General features: G+C 64.2%; 16 protein-coding genes and 1 tRNA gene. 4 read left to right on the top strand and 13 right to left on the bottom strand.

From position 1 onward, the window contains the following. The 4 genes from dxs to HLH25_RS02965 all read right to left on the bottom strand — a co-directional run. A partial coding sequence (gene dxs / locus HLH25_RS02980) for a 1-deoxy-D-xylulose-5-phosphate synthase (protein ID WP_182972640.1) occupies nt 1-1,255 on the bottom strand: 1,255 nt, incomplete at its 3' end. Nucleotides 1,256-1,260: 5 nt separating this feature from the next. Further along, nucleotides 1,261-2,196, bottom strand: coding sequence for a polyprenyl synthetase family protein (locus HLH25_RS02975; RefSeq protein WP_182972639.1), 936 nt, complete (start codon nt 2,194-2,196; stop codon nt 1,261-1,263). A gap of 7 nt (nt 2,197-2,203) precedes the next feature. Then, nucleotides 2,204-2,434: an exodeoxyribonuclease VII small subunit gene (locus HLH25_RS02970; RefSeq protein WP_114728417.1), complete on the bottom strand. Its 231-nt coding sequence runs from the start codon at nt 2,432-2,434 to the stop codon at nt 2,204-2,206. A 142-nt stretch (nt 2,435-2,576) separates the two neighbouring features. Next, on the bottom strand, nt 2,577-2,822 hold the full coding sequence (locus HLH25_RS02965) for a sulfurtransferase TusA family protein (protein WP_114728414.1): 246 nt from the start codon (nt 2,820-2,822) through the stop codon (nt 2,577-2,579). Nucleotides 2,823-2,949: 127 nt separating this feature from the next. Between HLH25_RS02965 and HLH25_RS02960 the strand changes: the two genes are divergently transcribed. Next, nucleotides 2,950-3,864, top strand: a complete 915-nt coding sequence (locus tag HLH25_RS02960) for an ROK family protein (RefSeq protein ID WP_182972669.1) — start codon at nt 2,950-2,952, stop codon at nt 3,862-3,864. A gap of 106 nt (nt 3,865-3,970) precedes the next feature. Here the strand turns inward: HLH25_RS02960 and HLH25_RS02955 are convergent, their stop codons facing one another. Both HLH25_RS02955 and HLH25_RS02950 read right to left on the bottom strand, forming a co-directional pair. Next, nucleotides 3,971-4,762: an RlmE family RNA methyltransferase gene (locus HLH25_RS02955; RefSeq protein ID WP_182972638.1), complete on the bottom strand. Its 792-nt coding sequence runs from the start codon at nt 4,760-4,762 to the stop codon at nt 3,971-3,973. Further along, a complete protein-coding gene (locus HLH25_RS02950; protein WP_182972637.1) occupies nt 4,759-5,892 on the bottom strand; it encodes a Ppx/GppA phosphatase family protein in 1,134 nt (377 codons plus the stop codon). Before HLH25_RS02950 ends, HLH25_RS02955 begins: the two co-directional genes overlap by 4 nt. A 169-nt stretch (nt 5,893-6,061) precedes the next feature. Here HLH25_RS02950 and HLH25_RS02945 point away from each other — a divergent pair. After that, nucleotides 6,062-6,135, top strand: a tRNA-Gln gene (locus HLH25_RS02945). Nucleotides 6,136-6,340: 205 nt separating this feature from the next. Here the strand turns inward: HLH25_RS02945 and HLH25_RS02940 are convergent. The 6 genes from HLH25_RS02940 to sthA all read right to left on the bottom strand — a co-directional run bounded on the left by HLH25_RS02940 (nt 6,341) and on the right by sthA (nt 12,516). Beyond that, a complete protein-coding gene (locus HLH25_RS02940; protein ID WP_182972636.1) occupies nt 6,341-6,730 on the bottom strand; it encodes a type II toxin-antitoxin system death-on-curing family toxin in 390 nt (129 codons plus the stop codon). After that, nucleotides 6,727-6,957, bottom strand: coding sequence for a hypothetical protein (locus HLH25_RS02935; RefSeq protein ID WP_182972635.1), 231 nt, complete (start codon nt 6,955-6,957; stop codon nt 6,727-6,729). The genes HLH25_RS02940 and HLH25_RS02935 overlap by 4 nt, the downstream gene beginning before the upstream one ends. A gap of 164 nt (nt 6,958-7,121) precedes the next feature. Beyond that, nucleotides 7,122-7,781: a YoaK family protein gene (locus HLH25_RS02930; protein ID WP_182972634.1), complete on the bottom strand. Its 660-nt coding sequence runs from the start codon at nt 7,779-7,781 to the stop codon at nt 7,122-7,124. Further along, the gene (locus tag HLH25_RS02925) at nt 7,781-8,950 is read right to left on the bottom strand and encodes an oxalate decarboxylase family bicupin (RefSeq protein WP_182972633.1); all 1,170 of its coding nucleotides are present in this window, start codon (nt 8,948-8,950) and stop codon (nt 7,781-7,783) included. Before HLH25_RS02925 ends, HLH25_RS02930 begins: the two co-directional genes overlap by 1 nt. A gap of 320 nt (nt 8,951-9,270) precedes the next feature. Then, the gene (locus HLH25_RS02920) at nt 9,271-10,776 is read right to left on the bottom strand and encodes a YifB family Mg chelatase-like AAA ATPase (RefSeq protein ID WP_182972632.1); all 1,506 of its coding nucleotides are present in this window, start codon (nt 10,774-10,776) and stop codon (nt 9,271-9,273) included. A 240-nt stretch (nt 10,777-11,016) separates the two neighbouring features. Further along, complete coding sequence (gene sthA, locus HLH25_RS02915; protein ID WP_182972631.1) at nt 11,017-12,516, bottom strand: Si-specific NAD(P)(+) transhydrogenase; 1,500 nt, start codon at nt 12,514-12,516, stop codon at nt 11,017-11,019. A gap of 279 nt (nt 12,517-12,795) precedes the next feature. On the opposite strand from sthA, the gene HLH25_RS02910 reads away from it, so the two are divergent. Further along, entirely contained in the window at nt 12,796-13,653 is an 858-nt protein-coding gene (locus tag HLH25_RS02910) for a phosphotransferase (RefSeq protein WP_182972630.1), read from the top strand. Between the two features lie 118 nt (nt 13,654-13,771). Here HLH25_RS02910 and HLH25_RS02905 read toward each other — a convergent pair whose 3' ends face one another. Continuing rightward, nucleotides 13,772-14,617 carry an aldo/keto reductase gene (locus HLH25_RS02905; protein ID WP_182972629.1) on the bottom strand — a complete coding sequence of 282 codons (846 nt, stop codon included), beginning with the start codon at nt 14,615-14,617 and terminating at the stop codon, nt 13,772-13,774. Nucleotides 14,618-14,759: 142 nt separating this feature from the next. Between HLH25_RS02905 and HLH25_RS02900 the strand changes: the two genes are divergently transcribed. Next, nucleotides 14,760-16,028 (top strand): cation:proton antiporter, encoded by a 1,269-nt coding sequence (locus HLH25_RS02900; protein WP_182972628.1) that lies wholly within the window; start codon nt 14,760-14,762, stop codon nt 16,026-16,028. The last annotated feature ends 22 nt before the right edge of the window (nt 16,029-16,050 follow it).

Raw genomic sequence — 16,050 nt, 5'->3', positions numbered from 1 at the left:
TGGAATAGATGGCGCAGAACGGGCGCAGCCCCTCGGTGGCCATGCCGGCGGCGAAGGTGACGGCATGCTGCTCGGCGATCCCGACATCGAAGAAGCGGTCGGGATAGGCGCAGGCGAAGGCATCGAGCCCGGTGCCCGACGGCATGGCGGCGGTGATGGCGACGATGCTGTCGTCCTGCTTCGCCCGGTGCGTCAGTTCGCGGCTGAAGACCGAGGTGTAGCTGGGCGGGCCGGGGGGCGCCTTGGTCTGCACGCCGGTGACGACGTTGAACTTCGCCACCGCGTGATATTTGTCGCCCGCCGATTCGGCCGGGCGGTAGCCGCGACCCTTCTCGGTGAGGATGTGCAGCAGGATCGGGCCTTTGTCGTCGGCGTCGCGCAGGTTGCGCAGGATCGGCACCAACTGGGTGAGGTCGTGGCCGTCGACCGGGCCGACATAATAGAAGCCCAGTTCCTCGAACAGCGTGCCGCCGGTGATCATGCCGCGCGCATATTCGTCGGCCTTCCTGGCGGTGCGTTCCAGCCGCTCGGGCAGGCGGCGGGCCACCTTGCCGGCGAGGTCGCGCAGGCCGAGGAACTGGCGCGAGGACATCAGCCGCGACAGGTAGTTGGACATGGCGCCGACCGGCGGGGCGATCGACATCTCGTTGTCGTTCAGCACCACGATCAGCCGCCCGGCGCCGGGGCCGGCGACCGAGGCGTTGTTCATCGCCTCGTAGGCCATGCCGGCCGAGATCGAGCCGTCGCCGATCACCGCCACCACGTTGCGCTCGCGGTAGGAGGGGTCATGCTCGGCGCGCAGGTGGTGCGCCACCGCCATGCCCAGGCCGGCCGAGATCGAGGTGGAGGAATGGGCGGCGCCGAACGGGTCGTATGGGCTCTCGCTGCGGCGGGTGAAGCCCGACAGGCCGCCGGGCTGGCGCAGGGTGCGGATGCCCGTGCGCCGGCCGGTCAGGATCTTGTGCGGGTAGGCCTGGTGGCCGACATCCCAGATGATGCGGTCGTCGGGCGTGTCGAACACCGCGTGCAGCGCCACCGTCAGTTCCACCACGCCCAGCGAGGCGCCCAGATGGCCGCCCGTGGTCGAGACCGCATCGACCGTCTCGGCCCGCAATTCCTCGGCCAGCTGGCGGAGCTGGTCCACCGACAGGTTGCGCAGGTCGCGCGGCGCGCTGACCCGGTCCAGCAGCGGAAAACGGCCCTTCGTCGGGATCGCGTCGTCCGGAATTTCGGCGTGGCTCTTGTCTTCGGCCATGGTCTTCAGCTCCTGCGATCGACGACGTAACGGATCAGGTCCCGCAACCGGTCGGCTTCGGGTCCGAAGATATCGAGATGGGCTTCCGCCTGTTCGGCCACGCGCCGCGCCTCGCGGGCCGCACCGTCCACGCCCAGCAGGGCGACATAGGTGGATTTGCCGGCCGCCTGGTCCTTGCCGGCGGTCTTGCCCAGTTCCTCGGCGCTGGCGGTGGCGTCCAGCACGTCGTCGGCAATCTGGAAGGCAGCGCCCAGGTCGCGCCCATAGGCGGCGATGCGGGCACGAACCGACGGATCGGCCTGCCCGAGAATCGCCCCGGCCTCGGCCGCGTAGCGGATCAGGCAGCCGGTCTTGAGCGCATGCAGGCGCTCGACTTCCGGCAGGGACAGCGAACGGCCTTCGCCTTCCATATCGATCATCTGCCCACCGACCATGCCGGCCGCGCCCGAGGCGGCGGCGAGGGCGGCCACCAGGCCGATGCGGATGGCCGCGTCGGGGTGGGTGGCCTCATGAGCCAGAATCTCGAACGCCATCGTCTGGAGCGCGTCTCCGGCCAGGATGGCGGTCGCCTCGTCGAACTTGCGGTGCGTCGAGGGCTGGCCCCGGCGCAGGTCGTCGTCATCCATCGCCGGCAGGTCGTCATGCACCAGCGAATAGGCATGCAGCATCTCGACGGACGCCGCGACGCGATAGGACCGGGCAGCATCGACATGGAACAGGCTGGCGACTTCCGCCGTCAGATAACCGCGCAGGCGCTTGCCGCCGCCCAGCGTGGCATAGCGCATGGCGTCGATCACCCGACCCTCGGCACCCGGCACCGGGGGCAACAGACTGTCAATGGCGGCTTCGACGGCCGTGGCCCGTGTCGACAGGGAAGACCGCAGCAGGCTGGCGCGGTCCGCGGTCTGCCCTGTCCGGGCGGTCGCTGTGGTGTGGCTCATCGGTACGTCAATCCATCGATTTCGTCTCCAGCGCGCCATCGGCCCGCTGGATGATCGCCTGAACGCGGGCGTCGGCCTCGTTCAGCTTGCTTTCGCAGTGTCGTCGCAGAGCCGCCCCACGCTCATAGGATGCGATGGCATCCTGGAGGCGAAGCTGTCCGCCTTCGAGCTTGCGCACGATATCCTCGAGCTGCGCGAGGGCGTCCTCGAAGGAGAGCTGGGACAGATCTTCCGTCATTGGGTGCGGTACTTCCATCATGAGGCGCAGGAATTACTCCCAGGTGGCCGCTTCTGCCAAGGGCATAGGGCGGATAGGGGGATTTTGTGCCGGATGTGGCATTTAGGGCACGTCTTTGGAACGAACAGGCAAGTATGGCGTCCTAAGTGGTTGCCGCCGCTTCGGGTCGGCGCCTGATCACGAAAGAGAGCACGCCGCCATCCTCGCCGAATGCGATCAGCGCATGGCCCGTTTCACGACAGAATGCCTGGAAATCGGCAACGCTGGCCCGGTCGGTCGCGATCACGCGCAGCCGGTCGCCCGGCTGCATGCTCCGTAAGGCCCGATTGGCCTTGAGGACGGGCAGGGGGCAGCTCAACCCTTTGACGTCGAGCAGCGTCTCGCTCATGGCAGCGGGCTCCGGAAGGCGGCAGCGGATCACGAACCCTCTGCCTGGGGGTGACTTTACGGCACGAAAGGTCGCACCATAGATAGAAATGGCGACCATGGAAAATATCACGGCTGACGGGATGGATATGACCGGCTATCGGATTGGAATCGATTTTGGCGGAACGAAGATCGAAATCGCGGCATTGGCCCGCGCGGACGGCCGGGAACTGGTCCGACGACGCATTGCCAATCCCGGACATTACGCCGGCGCGGTCACGGCCATTCGCGATCTCGTCGCCGCCATGGACGCCGAACTGGGCGGCACGGGCACCGTGGGGATCGGCATTCCGGGCTCGATCAGCCCGGAGAGCGGCCTCATCAAGAATGCGAACGCCACCTGGCTGAACAACCAGCCCTTCGGGCGGGATCTGACCGAATCCGTCGGGCGCGAGGTCCGGGTCGAGAATGATGCCAACTGCTTCGCCCTGTCCGAAGCCGTGGATGGTGCTGGCGCCGGCCGCCGCGTCGTGCTGGGGGTGATTCTCGGTACGGGGATGGGCGGCGGACTGGTGGTGGACGGCAAACTGCTGACCGGCGCCCACCATATCGCCGGCGAGTGGGGGCACATCCCGCTACCCTGGCCGCGAATCACGGAAATGCCGTTCCCCAAATGTTTCTGCGGCAACGAAGGTTGCCTGGAACGATTCCTGAGCGGCCCGGCCCTGGCGCAGGACTGGAAAGGACCGGGCCATCGCGACACGGCAGGAATCGAGGCGGCAGCCGAGGCGGGGGACATCACCGCCATCGGCGCGCTGGATCGCTATGTAGACCGACTGGCGCGTGCCTGCGCCATGGCGATCAACTTCCTTGACCCGGATGTCATCGTGCTGGGTGGCGGGGTATCGAACCTGCTCTCGATCTACGCCCGCGTGCCGTTGCTGATGCCCCGCTACGTCATCACGCCCCAGTGCGATACACCTGTCGTCCGCAACCTGCATGGCGACAGTTCCGGCGTGCGCGGCGCGGCCTGGCTATGGTCGGCGGACGAGATGGCGGCGTAAGAGGCTTATGGCCCTATGGCGGGCGCTCTCGGTGCCGAGCACATTTCTGCGCGGGCTCTAACCTGGGAGCCGAACGGGAAGGCGGTTTGAACCCGCCTTCCTCACTCTACTCTTCCGATGGCTTCGGCAGAACCCGATCGGGTCGAAAACCGGTTGCGACCACGTACAGTTCGCTCGATTCCTTGCGGCTGGCCGGCGGCTTGGCGTGGCGAACGGTCGCGAAAGCGTGCTTCATCGGTTCCAGCATCTGCTTCTCAGACCCGCCCTGAAAGACCTTGGCGACGAAGGTGCCGCCCGGTGCCAGCACCTTCAGCGCGAAATCAAGGGCCAGTTCCGCCAGGCCCAGAATGCGCAGATGGTCGGTCGGCGCGTGGCCGGTCGTATTTGGCGCCATGTCCGACAGGACCAGATCGGCCGGGCCACCCAGCAATTCCGTCAGCTTGTCCGGCAGATCGGGATCATTGAAATCGCCTTCGAGAATCGTGGCGCCGGAAACAGGATCGACCGGCAGCAGATCGACGCCCACGACATTGCTCGCACCGCGCTTGACGGCCACCTGCGTCCAGCCACCCGGCGCCGCGCCCAGATCGACCACCCGCATGCCGGGCTGGATCAGATGGAAGCGGTCATCCAGTTCGATCAGCTTGAAGGCCGCGCGCGACCGCCAGCCCTGCTTGCGGGCGGCCTGCACGTACGGGTCGTTCAGTTGCCGGTTGAGCCAGCGCTGCTGGGCCGTGGTGCGCCCCCGCGCGGTGCGCAGCGATACGGCCTGGCTCCGGGTCGCGCGTGCGGCGCCGGAATCCGCCGCCGCATCGCCGGTACCGGGGGCTGAACTGCTGCTGAGGGCCTTGCCGGGAACCCGTGACTTGCCACCACCGGCGGGAGGACGACGCTTCATGGAAGCGATACGCCCATCGCCGGCGGCCGGGATGCGGCAAAGGGCAGGGGAGACGGTGACGACGGCATGGCCACACTGGTCGAATCGTTGATCATGCGCAGCAGCATACCATCACGCAGGCCGCGATCGGCCACCATGATTTCCGGCACCGGCCACACCCGGTGAATGGCCTCGAAGATCGCGCAGCCCGGCATCACATACTGGGCACGGTCGGGGCCGACACATGGGTGCTGGCTCAACCCGACCGGCCCCATGGCGGCCAGCGTGCGAATCGCCTCCAGGGCCGGCCCGGCCTCCAGGATCGTGCCGTCCACCGCCGTCCGGCTGTAGCGTGTGAGCGACAGGGCAATGCTGGCCAGGGTGGTGACGGTGCCGCTGGTGCCGATCAGGCTGACATTGCCGCGGCTGATTTCGCGGCGAATGCAATGCACGGCCTCGAACGCGCGCAGTTGGTTGGCGATCTGCTCGACCATCCGCTGATAGCCCTGTTCGCTGAACGCGCTCTCGCCGAACTGCTCCGCCTGGGTGATCACGCCCGCCGGCAGGCTGAGATAACCGCTGAGATCCTGGCGGCGGGTATGCCGGTCGGTGCGGACCCACGCGATTTCGGTCGAGCCGCCACCGATATCGAACAGCAGCGCGCGGGTGCGCGTGGGGCACACCCGGTCGTCATGCAGCAGGGCCGAACAGCTTTCCATCGCCAGTTCGGCTTCCTCGCGTGAGGAAATCACGGTGATATCCAGCCCGGTTTCCTGGCGGGCGCGCTCGATAAAGGCCGCGCCGTTGCCGGCGCGGCGGCACGCTTCGGTCGCGACCGCGCGGTAGCGATACAGCCGCCGACGCTCCATGCGCATGGCGCAGATTCGCAATGCGTCGATAGTGCGATCCATCGCATGGGGGCTGAGTTCCCCGGTCCGTTGCAGACCCTCGCCCAGCCGAACGATCCGGTTGAAGCTATCGACGACACGAAAGCCGTCGGCATGCGGGGCAGCGATCATCAGCCGGCAATTATTCGTTCCAAGATCAATGGCGCCGAACATGCCAAGCATGCCGCGATTCGGCCGAAATCCCGAAGCACGGGGGAGTCGCGTCGCCTCCTGGCCATCGCGCCAGGACATCGTATTGTCCATCGGACGGTCCCTCTGCCACCACCGTATGGAGTATATACTGTGTGCTGAGCCGCACGCAGGGCAAGACAAATATGTCCGATTGCAAAAACAGCACGGAAAGGTGCTTGTCACGCTCCGTGGCCGATGCTATCAGCCCCTCACCGCACGGCACTAAGCCCGGTCGCCCGGTTGGGGGATAGTTTAGCGGTAGAACTACCGGCTCTGACCCGGTCAGCCCTGGTTCGAATCCAGGTCCCCCAGCCAATTGCATACAACACCTTGATTTTCTGTTCTTGAGCACGGCTCGACAGGCAGAAAGCGGGTTCGCGACCCATTTGCAGTACGAGGCTGTATTACACGCTCCGTCCCGGCCGCATCAGGGATCGGATGGGGTGGGCACAGGAAGCATATCGTCTCTTCCGGCGCTGGGCAGTCTATTGGTGGCGGCGTCTCCCCGGTCCCTTACCTTCTATTCTTCCGGTGACCCGCCTGTAGTAACATTGTCTCGAAGCCAGCGTCGCAGGTGCTCGAAATCAAATGCTCCGTCCGCATAGTGGCCGAGCACGAAATCTTCCGTCTCCCTGGCACCGGCCGTGAGCCGGACGCCGTTGATGGCGAGGAACGTATAAGTCACGGCGAAAGACGTGCGCTTGTTGCCGTCAATGAACGGGTGGTTTTGCGACAGGCTTTCCCAGAGTGCCGCGGCTTCCTCAATGAGATCAGCATAATAGCCGGTCTGAGGACGAAATAGCGCGGCTTCCAGCAACCCGGGATCGCGGACGCCCGCTGCGCCGCCATAGCGATGGATCTGATCGTCATGAATGGCCAGAACTTCGATGACCGTCAGGTAATCGGTCACTCCGCCAGTTTCCGATAGAGCGGGGCGAATGTTTCGTGGCTGGCTTGGTAGGCCGCCATGACATGCACGCGCGGTCGATTTTGCTTCCGCTTCTCGATCAGATCGGCGAGTGCCTCGTCAATCAGCGTTTGAAGTTGCCGCCCTTCGTTTTTGGCGATCTCGCGCACGGTCTTCAAAATATCCGAGTTGACTTGCGTCGCGAATTTTTCGCGTTCGTGAGTCGCCATGACGCTTCATCCTTAGGTATCGGCTCCAAAGCTATCATGATCTGTCATGATTTATCAAGAAAGTGGCTGACCCGAGGACCATTTCGTTGAAAGACACTTCCCACATTCGTCTCTCGCCGGGGAATGACTGTTGCCGTCGTCAGCTCATGGCAACGACCCTGCGTTCAATCCTGTTGCAGGTCGTCAGGGCAGAGAAAGCAGAGGCCGATCAGGAGCGGGACCGGCAACAGGAAGTAGCCGGATGTCGCCTGACGCATGAGGACGGAGAGAAACGCTCCGGCGACGCAGCCTGCCCAGCCGAGGCCGGGCAGGGCGGCGGCCAGGGAGAAGGCAGGCTTGCCGCGCTGTGCGTTCCAGAGAAAGCCCACGATGTTATCCGCGAATTTGACGATGTTGTTCGTGACGACGATCGTCTGCACGGAAACGCTGGAGAAGCGGGAGAGCACCTCGCCCTGCATGGCCATCGCGACGGTCAGCAGCAGGGTTTCCGTTCGCGCCCCCATGGCGGCGGCATGCGACCAGTGCAGGCATTGGGCCAGGACCAGAAGGGCTGCGATCCAGAGCCATTCGTGACGATAGGCGCGCAGGCAGCGGCGCAGCAGGCTGGCGGCGAGGGCTCCGCAGAAAAACAGGCCGAGGACGGTGCCGATGGCAGCCACCTTCGGCCAGTTCTGTTCGGCAAGCGAAATGCCGAAATTGGTCGAGTTGCCCGTCATGGCGGCGCTGAAGATGCCGTGGAGTTCCACATACCCCACGGCGTCCACATATCCGGCGACGAGGCCCAACGCCGTCACCCGCAGCGCCGAGCGCGTCGTGGGGAGCATCAGACGATCAGGGGCTTGTCCTGGCGCAGTTTCGACAGGGTGTCCTCATCGAGGTTGAGGTGCTCCTTCACCATCTGGCGCGGTGACAGGCCGAGCCATTGGTTGGCCGAGAAATCGGCGAACCGGTCGCTCCTGAAAGCTTCCAGGAACACCATCGGCTCGTCGCCGATATTTTCCAGATAATGACCCATGCCCAGCGGCACGTATCCCACATCGCCGGCGCAGTAATCGAAGGTCCGCGCCTTGCCGCCGGATGCGAAAACGGTCATGCGGGCGCGGCCACGGACGAAATACTGCCATTCGTCGTTGTTGGGGTGCCAATGGAGTTCACGCAGCCGCCCCGGTTCCACGACGTTGATCGCGGCAGCGATGGTGGATGCCGCCGGAAAATTGCGTGAATCCACGACCCGCACGGTCCCGCCGGCGGCCTGGGCGGGCTTCTGCTTCAGGAAGCGATGGGTGTACTGGATTGGCGACGGCCCCTGAGGGCACTTGATCGCGTCCTGCTTCGCGACCGTGGGTTCGGTGCCGTTGAAGATCCAGCGCGTCTTTTCGACCTCGGTGGGCAGATGGGCGAACGCGGATTCCGGGACGCCGAAATTCTTCGCGAGGATGTGTCGCGGCGTGTGGGCGAACCAGTCGCTGACAAGGAACGTCTCGTTTTCCGAGAAATTCGCATCATCGAAGACCAGCAGGAATTCGCACCCTTCCTCGCCGCGCCCCTGGATGGAATGGGGAATGCCGGCCGGGAAGTTCCAGATGTCACCGGCCTCGACATCATCCACGAAGGGGCGCCCCTCGGTGTCGATGGCGGTGACGCGGGCCTTGCCTGCGATCATGAAGCCCCACTCGGCTTCCTTGTGATAATGCAGTTCACGGTATCCGCCGGGCTTGAGGCGCATGTTGACGCCGGCAAGCGTGGTGGCGGCAGGGAGTTCGCGAATGGTGATTTCGCGCGCCCAACCACCCGAGCCAAGGCGATTGCGCGCGTCGGCGTAGGAAAATTTCAGGTTGGGAATGGTTCCGGCATCGGTATCCGGCGACGCAAGCAGATCGGACACTTCGCGTTCGCGAGGAAGATTGCGCGGGCCGAGAATGCTGGCGCCGCGATCGCCACGAATGGGTTCCGGTGCTTCGGGCTTTGAAGTGAGCCAGGGAAGATCGGTCATCGGAATTGCCTCCTGATCAGCCGTTGTTGTGACATAATATGTCACAAGCAGCCGATCATCGTTGACACGGATCAACGCATCCGATCGCTCACGCCCCTGTGACCATTGCCCGGTCACGTCTCACGATCCCGCGCCGCGCGGACGCCGGACGCTTTCATAGGGCTGATCGTCGCCGGAAGGCACGAAGTAATAAATAAAGTAATAATAAAATATAAAAGTTGTTTAATATATATTATGCCAATTAATATTTGTAATTCGTTGTATTATTATAGTAAATAATTCACCTATATAAGTATTTTTGCATCAAGACGTAATGCCAATCAAGAACGCCGGTCGGGTCGACGCAGCCTGTAGGTCAGGGCTTCGGCGACATGGGGCTGGCCCGTTTCCGTCTCTCCAGCCAGATCGGCGATCGTGCGGGCGACGCGCAGCAATCTTGTAAATCCACGCGCCGACAGGCGCAGCCGGTCAGCCGCCCGCACGGCATAATCGCGGGCGAGGGCATTGACGGGGAACAGGTCGGGCGAGGCCTCGGCATTGGTCAGTCCGTCCTGGCGCGCGGCCTGGATCGCGCGCGCGGCGGCGACGCGACGCGCCACCACGGCGCTGCTTTCACCGTTGGGCAGACCAGCCAGCTCGGCGGGCGAGACCGGTTCGACATGCACGCTCATATCTATCCGGTCCAGCATCGGGCCAGAGATGCGGGACGTATAATCCTCGCCACAACGCGGCGCCTTGCGGCACTCCTGCGTCGCATCTCCCAGATAGCCGCAACGGCACGGATTCATGGCCGCGACCAATTGAAAGCGGGCAGGGTAGGTGACATGCCCCGACGCCCGCGCCACCGTAATGGTGCCGGTCTCGATCGGCTGGCGCAGCGCCTCCAGCGCCGGGCGCGAAAATTCCGGCAGTTCGTCAAGAAACAGCACGCCTCGATGCGCCAGACTGACTTCGCCGGGCCGTATCCGACTGCCGCCACCCACAAGGGCAACCTGGCTGGTCGAGTGATGCGGATCGCGAAAGGGGGGCCGAAAGATGGGCAACCCCATGGGCAACTGGCCGGAGATGCTGTGAATCCGGCTGATCTCCAGGATCTCGGCACTGGTGAGGTCGGGCAGCAAGGAAGGCAGACGTGCCGCCAGCATGGATTTGCCGGCACCGGGTGGGCCGGTCATCAACAGGGAGTGCGCGCCGGCCGCCGCGATTTCCAGCGCCCGGCGCGCCGTTTCCATGCCGCGCACATCCGCCAGATCCGGCCCGCCTGCAAGGTCGAACGGCAGGCGAGCCGGCAGTTCGACCGATGGCAGAACCTGTTCGCCGGTCAGATGATTGACCAGTGTCAGCAGGCAATCCGCCGCGACGATATCCAGATCGTCGCCAGCCCAGCGCGCTTCGGGGCCTTGCTGCGCGCCGCAGATCAGGCCGCGCGACTGGTCGATCGCGCTCAGGGCGGCGGGGAGCACGCCGGGCACCGGATTGATCCGTCCATCCAGCGACAATTCGCCGATCGCGCCATAGCGTCCGCTTTCCTCGGGCGGGACGACAGCCATTGCCGTCAGAAGGGCCAGCGCGATCGGCAGGTCGAAATGCGATCCTTCCTTGACGATGTTGGCGGGCGCCAGATTGACCACGATGCGCTTGGCCGGCAGCGCCAGACCCATGGCCGCCAGTGCCGCGCGCACACGTTCGCGCGCTTCGGCCACGGCCTTGTCGGCCAGACCGACGATCAGGAACGATGGCAGGCCAGACGCAAGCTGCACCTCGACCCGTACGGGAATGGCGTCGATACCCGACAGGGCGAACCCCAGTACGGAAGAATTGGTCATGCAGCCCCGATCGCCGGAAAATCCTGTATCATCATGTTGTAACCCAGAAAGCCGCCCACGGAACCCCATGGCAGCCTCCATCGTGGCGCACATATGAGTTGGCATAATATATATTATACAACATTCGGCTGTCGGCGAGGCCTGGATGGAATGCTCCTCCCACGCAGGCCGGGTCGCTGTCGAGAACCCGTTACGGCACGTCTGCGCGTGTCCATCAAGCCAACCACGTTCGCCCCATTGTCAGGGCGTTTTTTCAGGACTTTCACTGCCTGGTCGACGCGTCGCGCGTCGTGGCGCCGATTCCGGTGGAGAGATCGCCGGCAAGATGCCTTCCACGGCATCACGCGGCGTAATCCGGTTCCATACATCCAACGCCGCAATCTTGTATGCCTCGGCAAAGGTCGGATAGTTAAAGGTCGCTTCGATGAAATATTCGACGCTGCCATCGAAATTCAGGACCGCCTGACCGATATGGATCAGCTCGGTCGCCCCTTCCCCCACAATATGCACGCCCAGAAGGCGATGCCCCTCCAGCCCGACGACGAGCTTCAGGAACCCCTCCGTCTTGCCCATGATCACGCCGCGCGAGGTCTCGCGGAAACGGGCGATCCCGGTCTCGTAAGGGATCTTCCGCGCCCGAACCTCCTCTTCCGACAGGCCGACGGTAGAGATTTCAGGTACTGCATAGATGCCATAGGGAAAGAATTTTGGCGCGGCGGGCACGGGCTGGCCACAGGCATGGCAGGCCGCGATACGGCCCTGTTCCATGGAGGTAGACGCCAGCGCGGGAAAGCCGATCACGTCGCCAGCGGCGTAGATATTCGGAATTTCGGTCTGGAACGTGATCGGATCCACCGTCAACCGCCCGCGCGAATCCGCTTTCAGTCCGGCGGCCTCCAGATCCAGCGCCTCCGTCGCGCCCTGCCGGCCTCCCGTATAAAGCAGCAGATCCGCGCGCACGCGCCGGCCACCCTCCAGAATGGCGACAGGCTGGTCCGCCTCGACCACAATCGATTCCACCGTGCTGCCCAGACGGAAATTGACGCCGCGATCACGCAGTTGATGCACGAATTCTTCCACCGTTTCATGGTCGATGAATTCCAGCACATGTTCGCGCTGATCGATGATCGTCACCCGCACGCCCAGCGCGCTGAAAATCGTTGCGTATTCGATGCCGATCACACCCCCGCCGATTACGGTCAGCGAACGTGGCAGGCAGGTCAGGCGCGTCATGCCATCGCTGTCGATGATCCGGGCATCGTCGAAGGGCACATAAGCCGGCCGGTGCGGTATGGAGCCCACGGCAATGACGATGGCGCGCCCGCGCACCCGTTGCTCGACCCCCTCACCTTCCGCGATCGCCAGCGTATGGCGATCGAGAAAACGCGCTTCCCCCTTGGTCACGGCGATGTCGTTGCGAGCAAACTGATGCTCCAGCACCTCCACCTCGCCCTGAATGGTCTTGCTCAGGCGCATGCTCAAATCCTGCGCCTCGATACATTGCTTCACGCGGTAATTGACGCCGTAGAATTCGCGTTCCCGCCAGCCGGTCAGGTTCAGGATCGTCTCGCGCAATGTCTTGGAAGGAATGGTCCCGGTATGAACCGACACGCCGCCAACCTGGGCCTGTCGTTCGATCACCAGCACCGATCGGCCGAATTTCGACGCCTGTACGGCCGCCCGCCGTCCCGAAGGGCCGGAGCCGATGACGATCAGATCGTAATCATACACATCGCTCATAATTCTTGCCCCCAAGCAGACCCGCAAATGGGGCATCTGACAGAAACATGACGTCGCCACCGCCCCCCGGTTGCCTCAGAAACTATTTGCAAAGTCACCCCGCAGGAGTCCCTCGGTTATTTTCTGTATTTCGATGCTCCGGCATCCGATGGCGATCCGGCAGCGGCCGCGTTATTCCGCACCGTCCGGACCGGAATCGACGCGCTGGGTGCGGGGGCGCATATTGCAGGCAAATAAGGCCATCGTTTCTGATGCGCCTGCGCATTGGTGTGACGATTCATGGACCCGCAAATCGCCGAACGTATCGCATTGATCCTGAACTGGACTCCGAACGCTTTTGCGCGTGTCGTCGGCGGCTATACGCCCGCCGCGCGATACCGGGTCGAGGCTGCTGCGGGCAAGAGCGCGTTCGTAAAGATCGCGACCAATAGCGAGACATCGTCCGCGCTCCGCAGGGAAGCCGCGGCCTACCAGATGGTAGACGTGTCGTTCCGTCCTGCTCTCATCGGTTTTCAAGATGACGAAACGCATCCGATATTGGTGACGGAAGATCTGTCCGGCTGCTTTATCGCGCCGCCATGGCATGCGAGGACGATCGAAAGCACCCTGTGTCTCGTCGAGCGTCTGCACGCCTCGCAGGCGGCGCTGCGCCCCTATCGCGACATCCATGGCGACATGGAGAGCGGATGGACGCTCGTTCAGCGCGATCCACAGCCTTTCCTGGGACTGGGCATTGCCTCGCACGCCTGGCTCCGCCGCGCGTTGCCTGAATTGCTGGCAGCGGAAGCCTGCTGCGCAACGTCGGGTTCCGCGAGCTGTCATTATGACATTCGTAGCGACAATCTGGCCTTCCTGGAGGCAGGAGCGAAGCTGATCGACTGGTCGGAAGCCTGCCTGTCCAACCCGCGCCTCGACCTGGGTTTCTGGCTGCCGAGCCTTGCCAGCGAAGGCGGACCCGTTCCCGAGGCGCTATTGCCTGATGCGCCGGAGATCGCGGCATGGGTTTCGGGCTACTTCGCGGCGCGCGCGGGCCTGCCCGTCATTCCGCACGCACCACGGGTGCGGCAGGTGCAGCAGCGCCAACTCGTCACCGCGCTCGCATGGGCGCAGAGGGCCTTGCGCCTGCCGACGCTGTAGCCGGCACTATAGTGTGCGCGACGATCCAGTCTTCCACCGTTCGCAACGCGATCGGGCCAATGGTCTCCCTGATCGTGCCGTATTCTGACGGTAGCCCCGTCTGGGCTGTCTGGAACAGTCAGAATTCCTCGTAACGCGCCGGGTCCTGATCGAAGGTCCGGCCATCGGGCCGCGCAAGCGTCGCGATTTCCGCCATGTCGTCGGCGCTCAGTTCGAAATCGAACACCGAGAGATTCTCGACCTGCCGCGCGGAACTGGCGGCCTTGGGCAACGAGACGCTGCCAAGCTGCACATGCCAGCGCAGGATCACCTGGGCCGTCGTCCGCTCTACCCGCTTGGCGATCTTCTCGATAACCGGGTCCTTCATCAGGTGATTGGCGCGGCCGAGCGGGCTCCAGGCCTCGGTCACGATGCCGAGCGACCGGTCGAAGGCCAGTTGTTCATGCTGCGGAAAATAGGGGTGCAGTTCGATCTGGTTGACGACCGGGGTCACGCCGCTATCCGCGATAATCCGCTTGAGGTGCTCCGGTAGGAAATTGCAGACGCCGATCGCACGCACCAGCCCGCGCCTGCGGGCCTCGACCAGCGCACTCCAGGCTTCGGCGTAGAGGTTCTTGCTGGGGTTCGGCCAGTGGATCAGATAGAGATCGTAGTAATCGAGCTGCGCGCGATAAAGCGATTCCTCGACCGTGGCGATGGCCTCGTCGAAATGGTGGTGCCGGCCCGGCAGTTTGGAGGCCACGGTCAGGTCGTCGCGCGGCACGCCGGCCTTGCGGATCGCGGTGCCGAGCGCTCCTTCGTTTTCGTAATCGAAAGCGGAATCCAGCAGGCGATAGCCATTGCGAATGGCGGAGACCATTCCCTCGACGCCGGACGAACCATTCAGCTTGTAGGTCCCGAAGCCGATGGCGGGAATGGCGCTGCCGTCGTTCAATGTCAGCTCGGGAACAGCAACCTTGCTCATTCAGAAATTCCTTGCGCGGATCGGTTCATAAGGCGGACGCCCCAGGGGCCTTCCCGTCCTAACGGGTCAGCCGAAGCGCCGTTCCCCTGAACGGGACTTCAGGTGCCTTGACAGAGGCACGCTCGCCCTGAAGGCATAAATCATGAATGCCCTCGGTCTTTTCGCCATCCTCACGACGCTGTCCACCCTGTTCGGCATTGTCAACCACCGGACGCTGCGCCTGCCGATGACGATCGGGGTGCTGGCGATCTCGCTGGCCGTATCGTTGGCGATCATGGCGCTGGACCCGCTGTTTCCGTCCCTCGACCTGTATCTGGTCCCCCGTTCGCTGCTGGGGGCGATCGACCTGCCCCGGACCCTGCTGGACGGCGCGCTGTCGCTGCTGCTGTTCGCGGGTGCGATGCAGGTCGATCTGCACCACATGCTCTCGCGCGTCATCTCCGTCACCGCGCTGGCGGTGCTGGGCACGATATTCGCGGTCGGATTGCTGGCCGTGTCCGCATGGTGCGTCTTTCCGCTGGTCGGGGCACCGGTGCCGTTCGTGTGGTGCGTGGTGCTGGGGGCGATCCTGGCGCCGACCGACCCGGTATCGGTGGTCGGTATGCTGCGGCGGCTGGGACTGCCGGCCCCGTTGCAGGCCATTTTCGCGGGAGAAAGCCTGTTCAACGACGGCGTCGGGGTCGTGATTTTCGGTGTCACGATCGGGCTGGCCACCGGCGAGGTCGCGTCGGTCTCCACGGCCGATATCGCGACCGATTTCCTGCTTCAGGCCATTGGCGGCGGTCTGCTGGGCGCACTGACGGGCTGGGTCGCGCTGCGTCTCGTCCGGGGGGTGGATGACGCGCATATCGCCCTGCTGGCCACGCTCGCCCTGGCCTCCGGCACGTTCGCGCTGGCCAACGCCCTTCACATGTCCGGACCGATCTCCGTGGTCGTGGCCGGCATGAGTCTGGGCACACGCCATGGCCATGCCGCGATACAGGACCATGCGCGCGCCGAACTCCTGGCATTCTGGTCGATGGTCGACGAAGTGCTGAACGCCATGCTCTTTCTGCTGATCGGTTTCGAGATCCTGGAGATCACGCCGCGCCTTTCGGCGTTGCTCGCGACCCTGGCCATCATACCGCTGTCGATCGCGGCGCGCGGACTGAGCGTGCTGTGCGCGACGTTGCCGGTCTATCCGCGCAACCGCGATCGCTGGCGGGCCCTCGCCGTTCTGACGTGGGGTGGCCTGCGGGGCGGAATTTCGGTCTCGCTGGCACTCGGGCTGCCGTCCGGTCCGTTGCGCGACACGCTGCTTCCTGTCTGTTACGGTGTCGTGGTGTTTACCATTCTCGTGCAAGGGCTGACGATGGAACGCCTGGTCGGGCGCCTGTATCGCCCGGTTCCGGCCGGTACCAACGCGGCCTGAGCCGAATATTCCGTCGGCACGG

It is taken from the genome of Gluconacetobacter dulcium (assembly GCF_014174165.1).
Lineage (GTDB): Bacteria > Pseudomonadota > Alphaproteobacteria > Acetobacterales > Acetobacteraceae > Gluconacetobacter > Gluconacetobacter dulcium.
The sequence above is the reverse complement of the archived record's forward strand: the minus strand, read 5'-3'. Positions and strand labels throughout refer to the sequence as shown.

Bases quoted from the DNA above. Each gene is read 5' to 3' on its own strand.
- HLH25_RS02975 (WP_182972639.1), bottom strand. From the start codon at position 2,196: ATGAGCCACACCACAGCGACCGCCCGGACAGGGCAGACCGCGGACCGC.
- HLH25_RS02970 (WP_114728417.1), bottom strand. From the start codon at position 2,434: ATGACGGAAGATCTGTCCCAGCTCTCCTTCGAGGACGCCCTCGCGCAG.
- HLH25_RS02965 (WP_114728414.1), bottom strand. From the start codon at position 2,822: ATGAGCGAGACGCTGCTCGACGTCAAAGGGTTGAGCTGCCCCCTGCCC.
- HLH25_RS02960 (WP_182972669.1), top strand. From the start codon at position 2,950: ATGACCGGCTATCGGATTGGAATCGATTTTGGCGGAACGAAGATCGAA.
- HLH25_RS02955 (WP_182972638.1), bottom strand. From the start codon at position 4,762: ATGAAGCGTCGTCCTCCCGCCGGTGGTGGCAAGTCACGGGTTCCCGGC.
- HLH25_RS02950 (WP_182972637.1), bottom strand. From the start codon at position 5,892: ATGGACAATACGATGTCCTGGCGCGATGGCCAGGAGGCGACGCGACTC.
- HLH25_RS02935 (WP_182972635.1), bottom strand. From the start codon at position 6,957: ATGGCGACTCACGAACGCGAAAAATTCGCGACGCAAGTCAACTCGGAT.
- HLH25_RS02930 (WP_182972634.1), bottom strand. From the start codon at position 7,781: ATGCTCCCCACGACGCGCTCGGCGCTGCGGGTGACGGCGTTGGGCCTC.
- HLH25_RS02925 (WP_182972633.1), bottom strand. From the start codon at position 8,950: ATGACCGATCTTCCCTGGCTCACTTCAAAGCCCGAAGCACCGGAACCC.
- HLH25_RS02920 (WP_182972632.1), bottom strand. From the start codon at position 10,776: ATGACCAATTCTTCCGTACTGGGGTTCGCCCTGTCGGGTATCGACGCC.
- sthA (WP_182972631.1), bottom strand. From the start codon at position 12,516: ATGAGCGATGTGTATGATTACGATCTGATCGTCATCGGCTCCGGCCCT.
- HLH25_RS02910 (WP_182972630.1), top strand. From the start codon at position 12,796: ATGGACCCGCAAATCGCCGAACGTATCGCATTGATCCTGAACTGGACT.
- HLH25_RS02905 (WP_182972629.1), bottom strand. From the start codon at position 14,617: ATGAGCAAGGTTGCTGTTCCCGAGCTGACATTGAACGACGGCAGCGCC.
- HLH25_RS02900 (WP_182972628.1), top strand. From the start codon at position 14,760: ATGAATGCCCTCGGTCTTTTCGCCATCCTCACGACGCTGTCCACCCTG.